The organism is Streptomyces sp. NPDC050161 (assembly GCF_044460025.1).
In the GTDB taxonomy this organism is placed as follows: domain Bacteria; phylum Actinomycetota; class Actinomycetes; order Streptomycetales; family Streptomycetaceae; genus Streptomyces.
This window is the reverse complement of sequence record NZ_JBITJM010000035.1, coordinates 1-16,579: the sequence shown is the minus strand read 5'-3', so window position 1 is coordinate 16,579 and position 16,579 is coordinate 1. Positions and strand designations below refer to the sequence as shown.

At 71.2% G+C, this 16,579-nt stretch carries 14 protein-coding genes; 9 read left to right on the top strand and 5 right to left on the bottom strand.

Annotated features, from left to right (window positions below):
- Together ACIBK8_RS33925 and ctaD are read right to left on the bottom strand one after the other, a co-directional pair.
- A complete protein-coding gene (locus ACIBK8_RS33925) occupies positions 1–402 on the bottom strand; it encodes a hypothetical protein (protein ID WP_399046328.1) in 402 nt (133 codons plus the stop codon).
- Positions 399–2,054: a cytochrome c oxidase subunit I gene (gene ctaD / locus ACIBK8_RS33920; protein WP_399046326.1), complete on the bottom strand. Its 1,656-nt coding sequence runs from the start codon at positions 2,052–2,054 to the stop codon at positions 399–401. Before ctaD ends, ACIBK8_RS33925 begins: the two co-directional genes overlap by 4 nt.
- A gap of 116 nt (positions 2,055–2,170) precedes the next feature.
- Between ctaD and ACIBK8_RS33915 the strand changes: the two genes are divergently transcribed.
- Both ACIBK8_RS33915 and ACIBK8_RS33910 read left to right on the top strand, forming a co-directional pair.
- Positions 2,171–2,710: an RNA polymerase sigma factor gene (locus tag ACIBK8_RS33915; protein ID WP_399046324.1), complete on the top strand. Its 540-nt coding sequence runs from the start codon at positions 2,171–2,173 to the stop codon at positions 2,708–2,710.
- Positions 2,703–3,719, top strand: a complete 1,017-nt coding sequence (locus ACIBK8_RS33910; protein WP_399046322.1) for a CU044_5270 family protein — start codon at positions 2,703–2,705, stop codon at positions 3,717–3,719. The genes ACIBK8_RS33915 and ACIBK8_RS33910 overlap by 8 nt, the downstream gene beginning before the upstream one ends.
- Before the next feature lie 19 nt (positions 3,720–3,738).
- Here the strand turns inward: ACIBK8_RS33910 and ACIBK8_RS33905 are convergent, their stop codons facing one another.
- Entirely contained in the window at positions 3,739–4,737 is a 999-nt protein-coding gene (locus ACIBK8_RS33905) for an aldo/keto reductase (protein WP_399046373.1), read from the bottom strand.
- Positions 4,738–5,298: 561 nt separating this feature from the next.
- Here ACIBK8_RS33905 and proP point away from each other — a divergent pair.
- A complete protein-coding gene (gene proP, locus ACIBK8_RS33900; protein WP_399046320.1) occupies positions 5,299–6,807 on the top strand; it encodes a glycine betaine/L-proline transporter ProP in 1,509 nt (502 codons plus the stop codon).
- Between the two features lie 91 nt (positions 6,808–6,898).
- Here the strand turns inward: proP and ACIBK8_RS33895 are convergent, their stop codons facing one another.
- Both ACIBK8_RS33895 and ACIBK8_RS33890 read right to left on the bottom strand, forming a co-directional pair.
- On the bottom strand, positions 6,899–7,432 hold the full coding sequence (locus ACIBK8_RS33895) for a nitroreductase family deazaflavin-dependent oxidoreductase (RefSeq protein ID WP_399046318.1): 534 nt from the start codon (positions 7,430–7,432) through the stop codon (positions 6,899–6,901).
- Complete coding sequence (locus ACIBK8_RS33890; RefSeq protein ID WP_399046316.1) at positions 7,426–9,006, bottom strand: FAD-dependent monooxygenase; 1,581 nt, start codon at positions 9,004–9,006, stop codon at positions 7,426–7,428. Before ACIBK8_RS33890 ends, ACIBK8_RS33895 begins: the two co-directional genes overlap by 7 nt.
- 129 nt (positions 9,007–9,135) lie before the next feature.
- Between ACIBK8_RS33890 and ACIBK8_RS33885 the strand changes: the two genes are divergently transcribed.
- From ACIBK8_RS33885 to ACIBK8_RS33860, 6 genes are all read left to right on the top strand, one after another.
- Positions 9,136–9,735, top strand: coding sequence for a TetR/AcrR family transcriptional regulator (locus tag ACIBK8_RS33885; RefSeq protein WP_399046314.1), 600 nt, complete (start codon positions 9,136–9,138; stop codon positions 9,733–9,735).
- A 243-nt stretch (positions 9,736–9,978) separates the two neighbouring features.
- Entirely contained in the window at positions 9,979–10,683 is a 705-nt protein-coding gene (cseB, locus tag ACIBK8_RS33880; RefSeq protein ID WP_399046371.1) for a two-component system response regulator CseB, read from the top strand.
- 5 nt (positions 10,684–10,688) lie between these two features.
- Complete coding sequence (locus ACIBK8_RS33875) at positions 10,689–11,963, top strand: sensor histidine kinase (RefSeq protein ID WP_399046313.1); 1,275 nt, start codon at positions 10,689–10,691, stop codon at positions 11,961–11,963.
- Between the two features lie 152 nt (positions 11,964–12,115).
- Positions 12,116–12,952, top strand: coding sequence for an ABC transporter ATP-binding protein (locus ACIBK8_RS33870; protein WP_399046312.1), 837 nt, complete (start codon positions 12,116–12,118; stop codon positions 12,950–12,952).
- An 81-nt stretch (positions 12,953–13,033) separates the two neighbouring features.
- A complete protein-coding gene (locus tag ACIBK8_RS33865) occupies positions 13,034–15,571 on the top strand; it encodes an ABC transporter permease (protein WP_399046310.1) in 2,538 nt (845 codons plus the stop codon).
- A gap of 199 nt (positions 15,572–15,770) precedes the next feature.
- Entirely contained in the window at positions 15,771–16,487 is a 717-nt protein-coding gene (locus ACIBK8_RS33860) for a hypothetical protein (RefSeq protein WP_399046308.1), read from the top strand.
- The last annotated feature ends 92 nt before the right edge of the window (positions 16,488–16,579 follow it).

Sequence of the window (16,579 nt, the reverse complement as noted above, 5' to 3'; positions counted from 1 at the left end):
TCAGCGCGCGGTGAGGACAACGGCCACCGCCGTCGCAGCCGCCGCCACCGCGACGCTGCCCGCGGCGAACGCGGTGAACAGGCGCCTGCGCAGCACCTGGTAGACACCCGAGTACTCGGCCCGCAGGGAGGCGCTGCGGGTGGCGATGCGTTGCAGGTACGCCTTCGACAGCTCCGCCTGGTCCTGGCAGTAGAGGCGTTCGACCTCGGCGCGCTGACTGTCGGTGAGCCAGGGCAGCCCGGCGCAGAAGGCTTCGGCCCGGGTGCGTGCCCGGCTCTTCTCCGCCTCCCAGAGCAGATAGCCCTCGATTTCGTTGATGGCTTCGTCGGTACGCATTGTGCCGCTCACCTCGCCCATGCCGCTCGGATTGCTCAGGTCGCTCACCCCGCTCCCGCCGCTCATACCCGGGCGCTCCGCTCACCGTCGCGGTCCAGGGCAGCACGGTCGCCCTGCCCCAGCGCGTCGCCTTCCGCGGCGATTTCCGGGTGGTGCAGGTCGAATGCCGGGGATTCGGAACGGATACGGGGAAGGGAAATGAAGTTGTGCCGCGGGGGCGGGCAGGAGGTCGCCCACTCCAGCGAACGGCCGTAGCCCCAGGGGTCGTCGACCTCGATCTTCTTGCCGTACTTCGCGGTCTTCCAGACGTTGTAGAGGAACGGCAGCATGGACAGGCCGAGGAGGAAGGAGAAAATGGTGGACACGGTGTTGAGCGCGGTGAATCCGTCGGCCGCCAGATAGTCGGGGATGCGGCGGAGCATTCCTTCGGCGCCCAGCCAGTGCTGGACGAGGAAGGTGCCGTGGAATCCGATGAACAGCGTCCAGAACGTGATCTTCCCGAGCCGTTCGTCCAGCATCTTGCCGGTGAATTTCGGCCACCAGAAGTGGAATCCGGAGAACATCGCGAAGACGACGGTGCCGAAGATGACGTAGTGGAAGTGGGCGACGACGAAGTAGGTGTCCGTGACGTGGAAGTCGATCGGCGGCGAGGCGAGGATGACGCCGGTCAGACCGCCGAAGGTGAAGGTGATCAGGAAGCCGATCGCCCACAGCATCGGTGTTTCGAAGGACAACGATCCCTTCCACATCGTGCCGATCCAGTTGAAGAACTTCACGCCGGTGGGCACCGCGATGAGGAAGGTCATGAAGGAGAAGAACGGCAGGAGTACGCCGCCGGTCGCGTACATGTGGTGCGCCCAGACCGTGACCGAGAGACCGGCGATCGAAATCGTCGCCGCGATCAGACCGATGTAACCGAACATCGGCTTCCGGGAGAAGACCGGAATGACCTCGGAAATGATGCCGAAGAACGGCAGCGCGATGATGTACACCTCGGGGTGGCCGAAGAACCAGAAGAGGTGCTGCCAGAGCAGTGCCCCGCCGTTCGACGCGTCGAAGACGTGCGCCCCGAATTTACGGTCCGCCTCCAGGGCGAACAGCGCGGCGGCGAGCACCGGGAAGGCCAGCAGGACCAGCACGGCGGTCAGCAGCACGTTCCAGCAGAAGATCGGCATACGGAACATCGTCATGCCGGGTGCGCGCATGCAGATGATCGTGGTGATGAAGTTGACGGCACCGAGGATCGTGCCGAATCCGGAGAAGGCGAGGCCCATGATCCACAGGTCGCCGCCGATACCCGGTGAATGCACGGAGTCGGTGAGCGGCGAATACGCGAACCAGCCGAAGTCCGCCGCGCCTTGCGGCGTGAGGAATCCGCCGACCGCGATCAGCGAGCCGAAGAGGTAGAGCCAGTACGCGAACATGTTCAGCCGCGGGAACGCCACATCGGGCGCGCCGATCTGCAGCGGCATGATCCAGTTGGCGAATCCGGAGAACAGCGGCGTCGCGAACATCAGCAGCATGATCGTGCCGTGCATCGTGAACGCCTGGTTGAACTGCTCGTTCGACAGGATCTGGTGGCCCGGCCTGGCGAGTTCGGCGCGCATCACCAGCGCCATCAGGCCGCCGATGCTGAAGAACGCGAACGAGGTGACGAGGTACATCGTGCCGATGGTCTTGTGGTCGGTGGTCGTCAGCCACTTCACGGGTTGTTTCATGCCTGCTAGGTGTCCGCAGCCCCCTCGGACTTCACTCCTGCGGCCTTTTCGGGGCCGTGTGAAGGATCACCGGAAGAGGGTGTGAAGATCGGGGGCATGCCGGACACCAACGGATCATGAGCACGGACGAAGCCTTCGCCGATGCCTATCGCACGCACTACTGGGCGGTCAGCCGCTTCGTGGCGCGTCGGCTGGACGGGCAGGCAGACGAGGTCGAGGAAGTGGTCGCGGAGGTCTTCTCCATAGCCTGGAGACGCCGCGCCGACCTTCCCGACTCACCCCTGCCCTGGTTGTACGGGGTGGCCAGGAACTGCCTGGCCAACACGGTGCGCGGGCTGGGCCGCTACCGGCGGCTGCTGAACCGCCTGGGCAATCACGAGATCGCGCACCGCCGGGGAACCGTGGAGAGCCCGGACACCGAACGGCCCGGCTCCTGGGTGCACGAGGCGCTGGCCCGCCTCTCCCCCGCCGACCAGGAGGTCCTGCGGCTGACGGCCTGGGAGGAACTGACCATCGAGGAGCTGGCGGTCACCCTCGGGTGCAGCCAGAGCGCGGCGGCGATGCGGCTGCACCGGGCCCGCGGCCGGCTCCGTACGCAGATCGACCGGATGCGGGCGACGGTGTCCGTGCGAGCAGGAGGCTACAGCGATGCGTGACGACGAACTGGACCTGCTGCGCGCCGTCGATCCGGTGTCGTCCCACGAGGGCCCGTGGCGCGAGAGGCCGCTGGACCACCGGGCCGAACGCGCCCTGAACCAGCTGCTGTTCACCACCCGCCGCAGGAAGGTGCGGCGCCGCCTGGTGGTGCGCGCCGAGGCCGCCGTGCTCGCGATCGTCGCGGTGCTCGCGTACACCTTCTCGGGCCCCGGGGCGCAGACGGCCGCCGCCTTGCCCACCGCCCTCCATCTGCGGACCGACGCGCCGTCCGTCTCCCTCGACGTCCTGGCGCACCGGGCCGCGGCCCGTGCGAAGGCGGCAGGGCCCGAGGACGGGCCGCGCCGCGGCAGCCACCTCCAGAGCTGGTACATGAGCATGGAGTCAGGCCCGGACGCGGCGCCGCCGGTCACCGTCCCCGAGGAGCGGATCACCCGGTGGAACGCGGACGGCGGCGGCTCCGAGATGGTGGTGGCGACCGATCCGCGGCACCCGGGCCGCCCCGTGATCCACGCCGACGACAACGGGCGCTGGCGCACCGTCAACGACGGCAAGGTGTTGCACCGCAAGGTGTACCCGGCCGGTTCCGAGGCGCAGCGCGGTGGCCTCGCCTCCCGCACGAAGCCGCCGACCGACCCTGACGACCTGCGCGAACTCCTCCGCATGCTCTACGGAAGCGGCACCGGCGACACCCCGGAGCTGCTCCAGGCGCTGTCCTCGTACCGGCAGGAGTGGACGCCGGGGCCGCGCGAGACCGCCGCCATCGTCGAGCTGCTGGCCTCGGCCGGCGGCCTGCGCCCCGCCGGGATCGTCACCGACCGGCTCGGCCGCCGCGGCCAGGCGTACGTCTACACCGGTCACGACGGTTCGGTGGCGGGCTCCCGCCAGATGATCATCCTCGACCCACTGACCGGCACCCTGCTGGGCAGTGAGATCACGTTCACCAAGGACGTCCCCGACTACAAGATCAAGGCGGGCGATGTGATGTCGTACGAGGCGTGGATGCCGTAGGAGGGCCGGGGCCGCCGCGTCAGTGGCCGAGGCGGCGCAGCGCCTGCTCCGGGTAGCGGGCGCCCGCGACGGCCGTGTCCGGCACGGCGGCCCGCAGCCGTGCGGTCTGCTCGGCCGTCAGCTCCACGGCGAGGGCCCCGGCGTTCTCCTCGACGTACCGCACCCGCTTGGTGCCCGGGATCGGCACGATGTCGTCGCCCTGCGCCAGCAGCCAGCCGAGCGCCGCCTGCGCGGGGGTCACGCCGATCTCGCGGGCGATCCGCCGTACCTCGTTCACCAGCGTGAGGTTGCGGGTGAGGTTCTCGTCGGAGAACCGCGGCCAGCGCAGGCGGTTGTCGCCTTCGGTCAGCTCGTCGCGGGAGGCCAGCGCCCCGGCGAGCATGCCGCGCCCGAGCGGCGAGTACGCCACCACGGAGATCCCCAACTCCCGGCAGGTGGCGAGCAGTTCCCCTTCCGCCACGTCCCGCGTGAACAGGGAGTACTCCACCTGCACCGCGCTGATGGGATGGACGGCGTGCGCGGCCCGCAAGGTGGCCGCACTCACCTCGGACAGTCCGAGATGCGCCACCTTCCCCGCCCGGACCAGCTCCGCCATCGCCCCGACGGTGTCCTCGACCGGTGTGCCGGGGTCGCGCCGGTGCGCGTAGTAGAGGTCGATCCGCTCCACGCCGAGGCGGCGCAGCGACGCGTCGCAGGCGGCCGGTACGTACCCGGGCGAGGTGTCGACCCGGTCGACCCGTCCGGTGGCGGGGTCGTGGCGCAGCCCGAACTTCGTCGCCAGGAAGACGTCCGCGCGCCGCCCGCGGTCACCGAGCCAGCCGCCCAGCAGTTCCTCGTTGGCGCCGCGCCCGTACGCGTCGGCCGTGTCGAGGAGGGTGACGCCGAGCGCCGCCGCCCGGTCGAGCGTGCGGAGCGCCTCATCCGCGTCGGCCGGCCCGTAGGCGACCGACATCCCCATGCATCCGAGGCCGATCGCGGAGACCTCCGCGGGGCCGCTGCCGAGCCGTCGCGTCTTCATCATCGAGTGATCGTAACGGAGCGAACGGGCTCCGAATGATGCCGAATCAGCCATGGAACGGCCCGAGTTGGCGCGCTGCGGCGACGTACGGCCGGGCAGTGCGGCCGTGGTGAGCGGACGTCGGAGCGCACTCCTCGCCGCGGCCCGGGTGGCGACACGGCGCCGCGCGGCGGATCCTTGAAGTCGCGACGATCCATCGGCGCGGCGGCGAGAGGTGCCGCCGCGCCGTTCCCGTGCGCAATGCGGCGTACGGAAACGGCGCGCAACAGGGCAACGCACTCCGTGACGCACCTCACGTGCCCTTCAGGTTTACCCGTGCTGCGCACGTCACATCGGCGCGCAGTTGCAGTCGTTCACCGCGATAAGGATCACAGACAAAGGTCCCGCACATTCCTTTGCAAAAAGACGTTTGCCCTGTCAGGAGCGGGTATACGGGCGACTGCGCGGTCAACCGTGCACCGTCCGTGATGACCAGGTCTGCCCCTATGGTCGACTTTTGCCCGTCACGCCATGACGGGTTTGTCCTTGTAGTCGTCCCAGAGAGCGCAGGCGAGCGAACACGTGCCGACGCAGTCCCCCGTCGCACCCGGGAACCCCGTCCCCGGCGGCAACCGCAAGGACGCCGCACCCGATCTGGAGAAGCGGTCCCAGGGCCGGTCCGCCGGCGAGTCGTCCTCCGAGGTCACCGTCGTCGAACCCGCGATGGTCAAGCGTGCGGTGTCGGCTGCCGCCCTCGGCAATGCGATGGAGTGGTTCGACTTCGGCGTCTACAGCTACATCGCGGTCACCCTCGGCAAGGTGTTCTTCCCTTCCGGGGACTCGACCGTGCAGTTGCTGTCGACGTTCGGCGCGTTCGCCGCGGCGTTCCTCGTGCGCCCCATCGGCGGCATGGTCTTCGGGCCGCTGGGCGACCGGATCGGCCGCCAGAAGGTCCTCGCCATCACCATGATCATGATGGCGGCCGGCACCTTCTGCATCGGCCTGATCCCCTCGTACGCCTCCATCGGCATGGGCGCGCCCATCCTGCTGCTGGTCGCCCGCCTCATCCAGGGCTTCTCGACCGGCGGTGAGTACGGCGGCGCTTCCACCTTCATCGCCGAGTACGCGCCGGACAAGAAGCGCGGCTTCCTCGGCAGCTGGCTGGAGTTCGGCACCCTGGCCGGCTACGTCGGCGGCGCGGGCCTGGTCACGCTGATGACGGCGCTGCTCTCCTCCGATGACCTGCTGTCCTGGGGCTGGCGGATCCCGTTCCTGATCGCGGGCCCGATGGGCATCATCGGCCTGTACCTGCGGATGCGTCTTGAGGAGACCCCGGCGTTCGCGCAGCTGGAGAAGGAAGCGCGGACGAAGGAGAAGGAGCGCAGGGACGCCGAGAAGCGGATCGGCATCCGCGAGATGATCTTCGGCCAGTGGCGCTCGATGCTGCTCTGCGTCGGCCTGGTCCTGGTCTTCAACGTCACCGACTACATGCTGCTGTCGTACATGCCGAGCTACCTGACATCGGAGCTGAAGTACGACGAGACCCACGGGCTGCTGGTCGTGCTCGCGGTGATGGTCGTGATGATGTGCATCCAGCCGTTCGCCGGCCGCCTCAGCGACCGCTTCGGCCGCCGCCCGGTGATCGCCGTCGGCTGCCTCGGCTTCCTGGTCCTCTCGGTGCCCGCGCTGCTGCTGATCCGGCAGGGTTCGCTGGTGGCCATCGCGCTGGGCATGACCGCGCTGGGCCTGCTGCTGGTCTGCTTCACCTCGACGATGCCGTCCACGCTGCCCGCGCTCTTCCCGACCAAGGTGCGCTACGGCTCGCTGTCGATCGGCTTCAACATCTCCGTTTCGGTCTTCGGCGGCACGACCCCGCTGGTGGTCACCGCGCTGATCGGCGCGACCGGCAACCGCATGATGCCCGCCTACTACATGATGGCCGCGGCCGTCATCGGCGGCGTCGCCGTCTGGCTGATGTCGGAGAGCGCCCGCAAGCCGCTGCCCGGCTCGCCCCCGGCCGTGGAGACCGAGGCGGAGGCCGTCGAGGTCGTCCGCACCGCACGCCTCGCAACGGCCGCGTCGACGGCCTGAGGCGGACGCCGCACAGGGCGGCGGAGACGTACGGCAGGAGCCCGGTGCGGGTACGGCACCGGGCTCCTGCGTTACGGGTGCGCTTCTGCGGTCAGCGAAGGGGCGTCCCGGGGCCGTGGCCGGCGATGCCCCCGGGCGGATCCTCCGCCAGCCGGACGAACGGGATGTCCCGCCCGACCCGGCGGTAGTCCGCGACACTGCCGTCGGCATCGAAGCCCATGAACGCCGACAGCCTCTTCGCGGCCTTCGGGTGCCGGGGCGCGTAGCGGGCCATGACCTCGCCGCCCTCGTCCGGCGTGAGGAAGTGCGCGGTGACGGCGTGCCGACGCCGGCCGACCTGGATGGTGACGTGCGGCTGCGCCCTGAGATTGCGGTACCACTGCGAGGCGGGGCCGAAGCCCGAAGCCAGCGTCCAGGTCCGCGCCTCCCGGTCGTGCGCGACGACCTCCAGGACCACCTGCCGGGCGAGGCCCGACGTGCGGCCGATGTGGTGCAGGCACAGCAGCCGTTGCCCGAAGACACCGCCGAGACCTGCCCGGTAGAAGTGGATCGGCAGACGGAACGCCAGCCTCCGCAGCCCTGTGGGACGGGCCGGACGCCGCGGCCCCGAATCCGAATTCACCATACCGGCACGCTACTTGCCCGCCCCGTCCAGGGGCGGGGCGGGATCTCAGCCCCCGGGCCGAACCAGCGGACGAGGGCCGCCTTCAGCCCGTCGGGGTCGGCGCCCGCCCAGGCGACGTAGCCGTCGGGCCGGATGAGCAGTGCGGGTGCCGGGGCCTCGTCGGCGGTCGCGGAGACGCGGCGCACCCGGTCGCTCCAGGGCTCCGCGACGGCGGACGGCTCACTTCCGCCGGTGAGGTCGACGAGCAGGGGGCGGGCGTCGCGCAGCAGCTCGGCGAGGCGCCGGGGGTGTCCGTCGTCGGTGGTCAGGTCGAGAGGCGGCACGAACCAGCCGGTGGGCGCGGCGGGGTGTTCCTCGCCCATGTCGTAGCGGACGTCGGCGCCCGCCATGGTGGCGGCGACCGTGCGCACGTTCTCGGTGCGGTCCAGGAGTTCCGCGAAGAGCCCGCGCAGGGCGGTGACATCGGCTCCGGGCGCCAACAGGGCGGACGCCGCCTGCGTATGCCTGAGCACCCGCTCGCCGGACGCACGGCGCTCGGTCCCGTAGCTGTCCAGGAGTCCTTCCGGTGCCCACCCCCGCACTGCCGCGGCGAGCTTCCAGGCCAGGTTGGCCGCGTCCTGCAACGCCGCGTTCAGGGTCGGCCCGTGGCTCACGTGTGCGGCGTCACCGGCGAGGAAGACCCGGCCGTCGCGGTAGCGGTCGGCCTGCCGGGAGTTCCGGTGGCACAGGCGGCGGAGCAGGGTGGGCGCGCCTTCGGGCGGCGGGGTCAGGGGCAGGCGCACGCCGATGACCCGCTCGATGCTGTCCGCCATCTCGGCGAGCGTCATGGGGGCGCCCGGCCCCGGGAAATCACCTGCCGGGTGCTCCTCCCATTCGGCGGTGTTGACGAGCGGTCGCTGCGGGTCGTGCGCGAGGAGGCTGAAGACGCCCTTGCCGGTGCGGTGGAACATCGCCGGTATCTCGCCGAGCCCCTCGATCACGACGCGTCCGCCCGGTACGAAACGGACCTGCTCGCTCGGCCCGATCAGCGCCGACCGGTCGACGACGTGATCGGTGGTGCCGGGAAAGCCGATGCCCGACTGCTTGCGGACCAGGCTGTTGCCGCCGTCGCAGCCGACGAGGTACCGGGCGGCGCATGTCGTCTCCGCTCCGTCCGCACCCCGCACGACGACATCGACCCGGTCATCGCTCCGGCGGAACGAGACCACGTCCCGGCCTCGCCGGATCTCCGCGCCGAGTTCGGCCGCCCGCTCGCTGAGCACCCGTTCCAGATCGCGCTGGTTGACCGGCAGGAGATACATCGGGTTCTCCTTGCCGAGCACGTGCAGCGGCAGCGGCATCCCGGCGTAGAAGAACCCGGGCGCGGGCTCCGGCGTGCCCTGGCCGCCGCAGCGTTCGAAGAGCCCCCGGTTGTCCAGCAGCCGCACGACCTGCCCGGTGAGGCCGTGCGCCTTGTCCGTCAGGTCCGGTTCCGTCCGTCGTTCCAGCACCAGGGTCTCGATCCCCGCGAGACGCAGCTCGCAGGCGAGGAAGAGACCGGCGGGCCCACCGCCGACGATGACGACATCGAACATCACTGACCACTCCTGAGCGACTCTTCGGAATGCGCGGGCAGGGGGAACGACGTCTTCGGCACCGACGCCATGAGATACACGCCCGTATCTAATGGCGGACACGGTAAACCGCCGCGATAAGATACACAAATGAATCTCCACCGCAGTGGCGCGACCCGTCGGCGCGGTCCCGAGCTGGAGAACGCGATTCTCGGCGCCGCGTGGGACGTGCTGACCGAGCACGGATACCCCGGCTTCACCTACGAGGCGGTCGCCGCCCGCGCCGCCACGAGCCGCCCCGTGCTCTACCGGCGCTGGCCGCAGCGCGAGGACCTGCTGCTGGCCACGCTCACCAAGTTCTGGCAGCCGATCGCGGTACCCGACACCGGCAGCATCCGCGACGACGCGATCGGGTTCCTGCGCAACACTCACGCCGCCCGCACGCACATGATCACGATGATGAGCGTGCAGCTGGTGGACTACTTCCGCGACACCGGCACCAGCTTCGGCGAGCTGCGCGAAGCCCTCATCCCGCCGGGACTGGCACCCCCCTTCGAGACGATCGTCGCCCGCGCCGTCGAGCGCGGCGAACTGCCCGACGCACCGCGCTCGCCCCGCGTGGTGAACCTCCCCTTCGACCTGCTGCGCCACGACCTGCTGCTGACGATGCGCGAGGTGTCGGACGAGTCGATCACCGAGATCGTGGACGCGGTGTGGCTGCCGCTGCTGGCGGTTCCCGGGACGGCGTGAACGCGGCGTGGTGCGCCACCCCGGGCGGGTTGTGTATCGGGCGGGTATCAGGGAGCGCTTGGTTGTCCGTCGGATCCGCCCGCCGGCCATGGGGCGGTTGCCGCGCCCGGTGTCTGCCCTATCGTTTCTTGCAGGTCACCGTCTGCGCGTGCATACACACGGGGCCTGCGCCTGCCGACCGTCCGCAACAGGAGCCAGCTGCCCGTGTCCCCGTCCGCCCCGGATCCGGCCCCTCCGCAGCCTGTGCGTGTGCTGCTGGTGGAGGACGACGAGCTGATGCGCCGGTCCTTCACCGTCGCCCTTGAGCGCTACGGCTACCGGGTGAAGGCCGCGGCCGACGGTCTCACGGGTCTTGAACTCTTCCGCGACGAAGGCTTCGACCTGCTGATTCTGGACGTGATGCTGCCCGGTCTCGACGGGATCGGCCTGTGCCGCAGAGTCCGGGAGACCAGCCTGGTGCCGGTCTTGATGATGTCCGCCCGCGGCGACGGGCTCGACGTCGTCGCCGGTCTGGAGGCCGGGGCGGACGACTACGTGGTCAAACCCGTGGACACCTACGTGCTCGTGGCCCGGATCCGTTCGCTGCTGCGGCGGGCGACCTACGCGCCCGCCCCGGTGTCCGGGCGCACCGCCGACGTCGACGGGCCGCCGCCACCCGAAGGGGAGCCGCTGGTCTTCGGGGACCTGACCATCGACACCGCAGGTCTGGAGGTGTCCGTCTCCGGAAACCCCGTGGCGCTGACCCCGACCGAGCTGAAGCTGCTGCTGGAGTTCGCCGCCCACCCCGGCACCGTGCTGGAACGGCACACCCTGCTGCGGGACGTGTGGGAGTACGGCTGGGACGGCGACAGCCGGGTCGTGGACCTGTGCGTGCAGCGGCTGCGCAAGAAGCTGGGCCGGGACCGGATCGAGACGGTCCGCGGCTTCGGCTACAAGCTCAGGCGCTGAGGCGGGTGCGCCCGTTCCGCCGGTCGCGGCCCGCCCGCGTGCCCCTGCGCTGGAAGATCGCCGCGCTGGCCGCGGCCACCGCCTGCCTGGTCGCGGCGGCGGTGGGGCTGCTGGTCCATGTGTGGACCGCGCACGACATCAGGCACCGGGCCGAAAGGCAGGCCCTCGCCGGTGTGACCTCGGCCATGGACGTCTACCGGCGCACCGGAACCCTCACGGACAACGCCCGGCTCGATCCGGCCGAGCTGCCCTACGCGCTGCAGAACCCGGACGACGGTGACCGGCACGTGTCCTACGGCGGGAACGTCCCCGGGAGCATGGACCCGACCGTCTGGGGTGCCCAGCGGGTCGGCGGTCCCGGCAGCCCGGTGCTGGCCGTCCGGGTGACCATCTACGCGGAGTTCCACGAGCTGTACCGGCTCGACCTGACCATGGCGGTGGCCTCGCTCATCGCCCTCGCGGCGGCCACCCCCCTGGCGATCTACGGGGCCGGGCTGCTCGGCCGCCGGCTGCGGCGGGTCTCCGAGACCGCGGGCCGGATCTCCGCCGGGGATCTCGACGCCAGGACCGGGCGCACCAAGGGCCGCGACGAGGTGGCCGACATCGCCACCACCGTCGATCTCATGGCCGACAGTCTCAGCCAACGGCTGCGCACCGAGCGGCAGTTCACCGCGGACGTGGCCCACGAGCTGCGCACCCCCGTCGGCGGTCTGCTGGCCGCCGTCGACCTGCTGCCGCCCGGCGAGACGGAGGATCTGCTCCGGGCCCGGGTGCGTGACCTGCGCGGACTGGTCGAGGACCTGCTGGAGATCTCCCGGCTCGACGCCGGCGCCGAACAGCCGGTCCGCGCCCGTGTCCCGCTCGGCGCGGTCGTCCGTGAGGCCGTGACGCGTACCGGCCTCGACACCGAGGTCACCGCCGAGGTCACCGCCGCCGGCACCCGGCACGAAGCGGCCGGGCGGACCGTCGAGACCGACCCGCGCCGCCTCGAACGGATCGTCAGCAACCTCGTCATCAACGCCCACCGGCACGGGGGCGCCCCGGTACAGGTCACCGTCGACGGCCATACCGTCGTCGTGCGCGACCACGGCCCCGGCTTCCCCCCTGACCTGCTGCGGGGTGGCCCGCGCCGCTTCCACACGGGCGCGGCGGAGCGCGGCTCGGGCCACGGCCTCGGCCTGACCATCGCCCTGGGCCAGGCCCGGCTGCTCGGCGCCGAACTGCGCCTGGACAACGCCCCGGACGGCGGGGCCGTCGCCACCCTGCGCCTGCCGGCCTGACCGCCCGGCCGCCACGGAACCGCTACGGGAAATACCGCTACGGGCAGAACTGCTACGCAGCGGAGCGGGCGCCGATACACGACGGCTGCGGTCCTGATACGTCCGCCGGACACCTTGGGTGTGCACCCTTCCGCACCCGAAGAGGAGTCCCCGTGACCGCCGAACCCGTTGCCACGCTCACACCGCACCCGACCACCGGAATCGCGGCCGACGTCACCGACCTGTCGAAGGTCTACGGCAGCGGCGACACCCGCGTCGTCGCCCTGGACGGTGTCAGCATCTCCTTCCGGGAGGGCGAGTTCACCGCGATCATGGGCCCGTCCGGCTGCGGCAAGTCCACCCTGATGCACTGCGCCGCCGGGCTCGACGCGTTCGACTCAGGATCCGTCCGCATCGGCACCACCGAACTGGCCACGCTCAACGACCGGCAGCTCACCCAGCTGCGCCGGGACCGGATCGGCTTCATCTTCCAGGCGTTCAACCTGCTGCCGACGCTGACCGCGCTGGAGAACATCACGCTGCCGCTGACCATCGCGGGACGCCGCCCCGACCAGCGGTGGCTGGACCGCGTGGTCTCCCAGGTCGGCCTCTCCCAGCGCCTGGACCACCGTCCCGGACAGCTGTCGGGCGGGCAGCAGCAGCGCGTCGCGGTGGCTCGCGCCCTGGCCTCCCGCCCCGCGATCATCTTCGGCGACGAGCCCACCGGCAACCTCGACTCCCGGGCCGGGGCCGAGGTACTCGGCTTCCTGCGCGACTCCGTGCGCGAGCTGGGACAGACCGTGGTCATGGTCACCCACGACCCCGTCGCCGCCGGCTACGCCGACCGCGTGGTCTTCCTCGCCGACGGCCGCCTGGTCGACGACATGACGCGTCCCACATCGGACCGGGTCCTGGACCGGATGCTGCACCTCTCCGGCGGCGGTCACACCAGCGGCTCCGCAGCGCGGCACCGGCCCTCCGCGCTCGGCACCCGCTCGCGCACGCGCTGACCCACCCGCACGTCAGCCGTCAGCCCTGAACCAGCCGCCCGCTCGCATCCGCCGAGCCCGCCTCCCAGGATCCGCACCCCCATGTTCCGTACCGCTCTGCGCAACGTGTTCGCGCACAGGACCCGCCTGCTGATGACCGCCTGCGCGGTCCTGCTCGGCGTCACCTTCATCACCGGCAGCCTCGTCTACGGCGACAGCCTGAGCCGGGCCTCAGCCGCCCGTGCGACCGACGGTTACGAGCGCATCGCCGTCGACGTCGCCGCCGATACCGCCCCCGCCAACGGCGGCCGTCCCGGCACCCTCGGCGCCCGCACCGTGGCCACCCTGGCCGAGCTTCCCGGCGTTGCCGCCGCCGCGGGCCGGGTCGACGGCTTCGCCGCCGTCGCCGACCGCGACGGCAAGCCCGTCGGCCACGGCACGTCCGCCCGGGGCGGCAACTTCGCCCCGGGAACGGACGGCAAGGATCCCGCCTACCGCTTCACCCAGGGTTCGGGACCGGCAGGCAACGACACGATCGCCCTCGACGAAGCCACCGCCACCAGCGGCGGCTACCGCACCGGGGACACGGTGCGCGTCGGCACGGGCAAGAGCGCCGCCTCCTACACCCTCAGCGGGATCTTCCGCACCGACGGAACCAAGCTCCCCTCCGGAGGCAGCCTGACGCTGTTCACCAACGCCACCGCCCAGCGCCTCTTCCTCCAGCCCGGCCGCTACCAGCACGTCGAGCTGACGGCCACCCCCGGCACCGACGTGCCCCAGCTCCTCAGCCGCGTCGAAGCGGCGCTGCCCCAGGGCACCAGCGCGGTCACCGGGGCCCGGATCGCCCAGATCAAGGCGAACCTCGCCACCAGCGACAGCGGCACCATGAGCCAGATCCTGCTGGGTTTCTCCGCGGTCGCCCTGTTCGTCGCCACCTTCCTCATCTCCAACACCTTCACCATGCTGGTCGCCCGGCGCACCAGGGAGCTGGCCCTGATGCGGGCCATCGGCGCCACCCGCAAGCAGGTGCGCCGCATCCTGCTGGCCGAGTCCCTCCTCGTCGGCGCGCTCGCCTCCGTGGCCGGCCTCGCCGTCGGCACCGGCGTCGCCGCCCTGCTCCAAACGCTCTTCGCCCCCGCCGACGCCCCGGCCGCCCCGCTGGTCCTCACCCCGGGCACCGTGCTCGTCTCCCTGCTGGTCGGCACGCTCCTGCCCATGGTCGCCGCATGGCTGCCGATCCGCCGGGCCATGGCCATCCCGCCCGTCGCCGCGCTCAGCGCCGCCGAGCACACCGCGCCCGCCCGCGTGGGCTCCCTGCGCACCGGCCTCAGCGCCGCGCTGACGCTCACCGGCACCGCCGCCGTGGTGTACGGGGCGCTCACCACGGGCAAGGACGCCAGGACCGTCATCGGCATCGGCGCCGCCCTCGCCCTGACCGGGACGATCGGCTTCATCCCCCTGCTGTCCCGGCCGTTCACCGCCCTGTTCAGGCCGCTGCTGACCCGCCTCTCCCCGGTGCAGGGCGACCTCGCCGCCCGCAACACCGTGCGCGACCCGCGCCGCACCGGCGCCACCGCCGCCGCGCTCGCCATCGCCCTCACCCTCGCCTCGGGCCTGTCCGTCCTGGGGGCCTCCGCCACCCAGTACCTCGACCGCGCGACCACCCACGCCTTCACCGCCGACTACCAGGTCAAGCCCGCCGAGGGCGGCCCGCAGCTGACTCCCGCCACCGCCGCGCCCCTCAAGAAGCTGTCCGGCGCCGTCTTCAGCCCGCTCAACCAGTCCACCGGCTACCGTCTGGCCGGCACCAACTCCGTCCTGACCGGCGTCGACCCCACCACCATCGGCCGACTGCTGCGCTACGACGTGGTCGACGGCTCCCTCGACCGCCTCGCCGATGGCCAGATCGCCGTGGCCGACTTCAAGGCCGACAAGGAGGGCTGGCACGTCGGCCAGACCCTCCCCCTGGAGCGTCAGAACGGCCGGCGCGGCAGCGTCACCATCGGCGCCGTCTACCAGGCGGACGAGCAGAGCGACCTGATGCCCAGCATCACCGCACCCGACTCCCTCGTCGCCCGCTACGACTCCGCCCCGAGCACCTACGCGGTCCTCGTCGCCACGGACGGCGGGCCCAGCAGGGCAGCGCTCGCAGGTGTCACCCACGCCCTCGGCGACAACCCCGCCCTCGCCGTCCTCGACCAGGCCGGCATCCGCGCCCAGGACAGCGGCGGCATCGGCGACCAACTGAACGTCTTCTACGCCATGTTGAGCATGGCCCTGGCCATCGCCGCGCTGGGCATCGCCAACACCCTCGCGATGTCCGTCCTCGAACGCCGCAAGGAGATCGGCACGCTGCGCGCCCTCGGCCTGGACCGCGCCGGAGTGACCCGGATGATCCGCCTGGAGGCCCTGCTCCTCGGCGCGCTCGGCGCGACCCTCGGCACGGCCATGGGCATCTTCCTGGGCTGGGCGCTCGGCCGCACCCTCCAGGAGAGCGTCGTGGGCTACGAGTTGGTCCTGCCCTGGGGGCGCCTCGCCATCGGCGTGCTCATCGCCCTGGCAGGCGCGCTGGCCGCCTCCCTCTGGCCGGCGCGCAGGGCCGCCCACGTCGACCTTCCCACCGCACTCACGGCCCGGTAACCACCCGCCCGGACCGCCGCACCTGCCCAACCAGCCGACTGCGGCCCGGCCTTCGAGTTCCTCCGGCACCACGCCTGCCCTCACACCATCCGTGTTAGCCGGAAGTTAGGGGAGCGGCAGCCCGCCGATAGCGCCCCCGGCCAAAGTGGGTGACGTACCGAGGAAACAACGACACCAACCGCCCCGGGGGGAACCCGAAATGAGCTCCAGCACCACCGTCCGCACCGCTCGCCGCCGCACCCTGCGCATCGCCGCCGCGGCCCTGACCGCAGTCGCCGGCCTCACCCTGACCGCCTGCTCCGGATCGGACACCGCCGACGCGAAGTCCGCGGGCCACACGAGCACGAACTCGGCAGCCGCCAACTCCAGCGCCTCGGGCTGGTCCGGAATACAGAGCACCGACGACAAGGCGAGCGCCGACGCCAAGGGCGGCAGCAAGCCGGACGCCGCGGACAAGCCGTCGGGCAACGCGCCCGCCGCCGACGGCGGCAAGGAGGCGTCCCCGGTCCGCACCAAGACCCTGGTGGACGGCAGCAAGGCCGAGATCTACGACCTCGGCTCCCAGCGCTACCGCGCCAAGATCATCAGCGACGGCGCGGTCGTGGCCACGATGGAGACGACAGGAGAGAACGCCGACGCCGGGCTCGACGCCAACGGCATGTACGTCGTGCTCACGATGGGCGGCGAGATCCACTCCTGGATGGGCGGCGAGCACCGGGGACCGGGCACCTTCAAGCTCGCGGGCGGCTGGAAGGCCAAGGTCACGAAGATCGGCGAACTGCGGTACCGCGCCCAGATCATCGGCTTCGACGGCGTGGCCGCCACGCTGGAAACAAAGGGCCACGACGTCGGGGTCGACGCCAACGGCGTGTACATCGTGCTCAGCACCGGCGGCGTGATCAGCGCCCACGAGTAACAAGTCATCTCATTTGGTTCGGTAGGCTGTCGGTTGTGGTGGGGATCGTTGAGCGGTTGGTGCCGGAAGAGTTGTGGGAGTTGTTCCAGCGA

Coding starts and splice junctions, on each gene's coding strand:
- ACIBK8_RS33915 (WP_399046324.1), top strand. CDS start 2,171: ATGAGCACGGACGAAGCCTTCGCCGATGCCTATCGCACGCACTACTGG.
- ACIBK8_RS33905 (WP_399046373.1), bottom strand. CDS start 4,737: ATGAAGACGCGACGGCTCGGCAGCGGCCCCGCGGAGGTCTCCGCGATC.
- ACIBK8_RS33860 (WP_399046308.1), top strand. CDS start 15,771: ATGAGCTCCAGCACCACCGTCCGCACCGCTCGCCGCCGCACCCTGCGC.
- ACIBK8_RS33890 (WP_399046316.1), bottom strand. CDS start 9,006: ATGTTCGATGTCGTCATCGTCGGCGGTGGGCCCGCCGGTCTCTTCCTC.
- ACIBK8_RS33885 (WP_399046314.1), top strand. CDS start 9,136: ATGAATCTCCACCGCAGTGGCGCGACCCGTCGGCGCGGTCCCGAGCTG.
- ctaD (WP_399046326.1), bottom strand. CDS start 2,054: ATGAAACAACCCGTGAAGTGGCTGACGACCACCGACCACAAGACCATC.
- ACIBK8_RS33925 (WP_399046328.1), bottom strand. CDS start 402: ATGAGCGGCGGGAGCGGGGTGAGCGACCTGAGCAATCCGAGCGGCATG.
- ACIBK8_RS33865 (WP_399046310.1), top strand. CDS start 13,034: ATGTTCCGTACCGCTCTGCGCAACGTGTTCGCGCACAGGACCCGCCTG.
- ACIBK8_RS33895 (WP_399046318.1), bottom strand. CDS start 7,432: ATGGTGAATTCGGATTCGGGGCCGCGGCGTCCGGCCCGTCCCACAGGG.
- ACIBK8_RS33910 (WP_399046322.1), top strand. CDS start 2,703: ATGCGTGACGACGAACTGGACCTGCTGCGCGCCGTCGATCCGGTGTCG.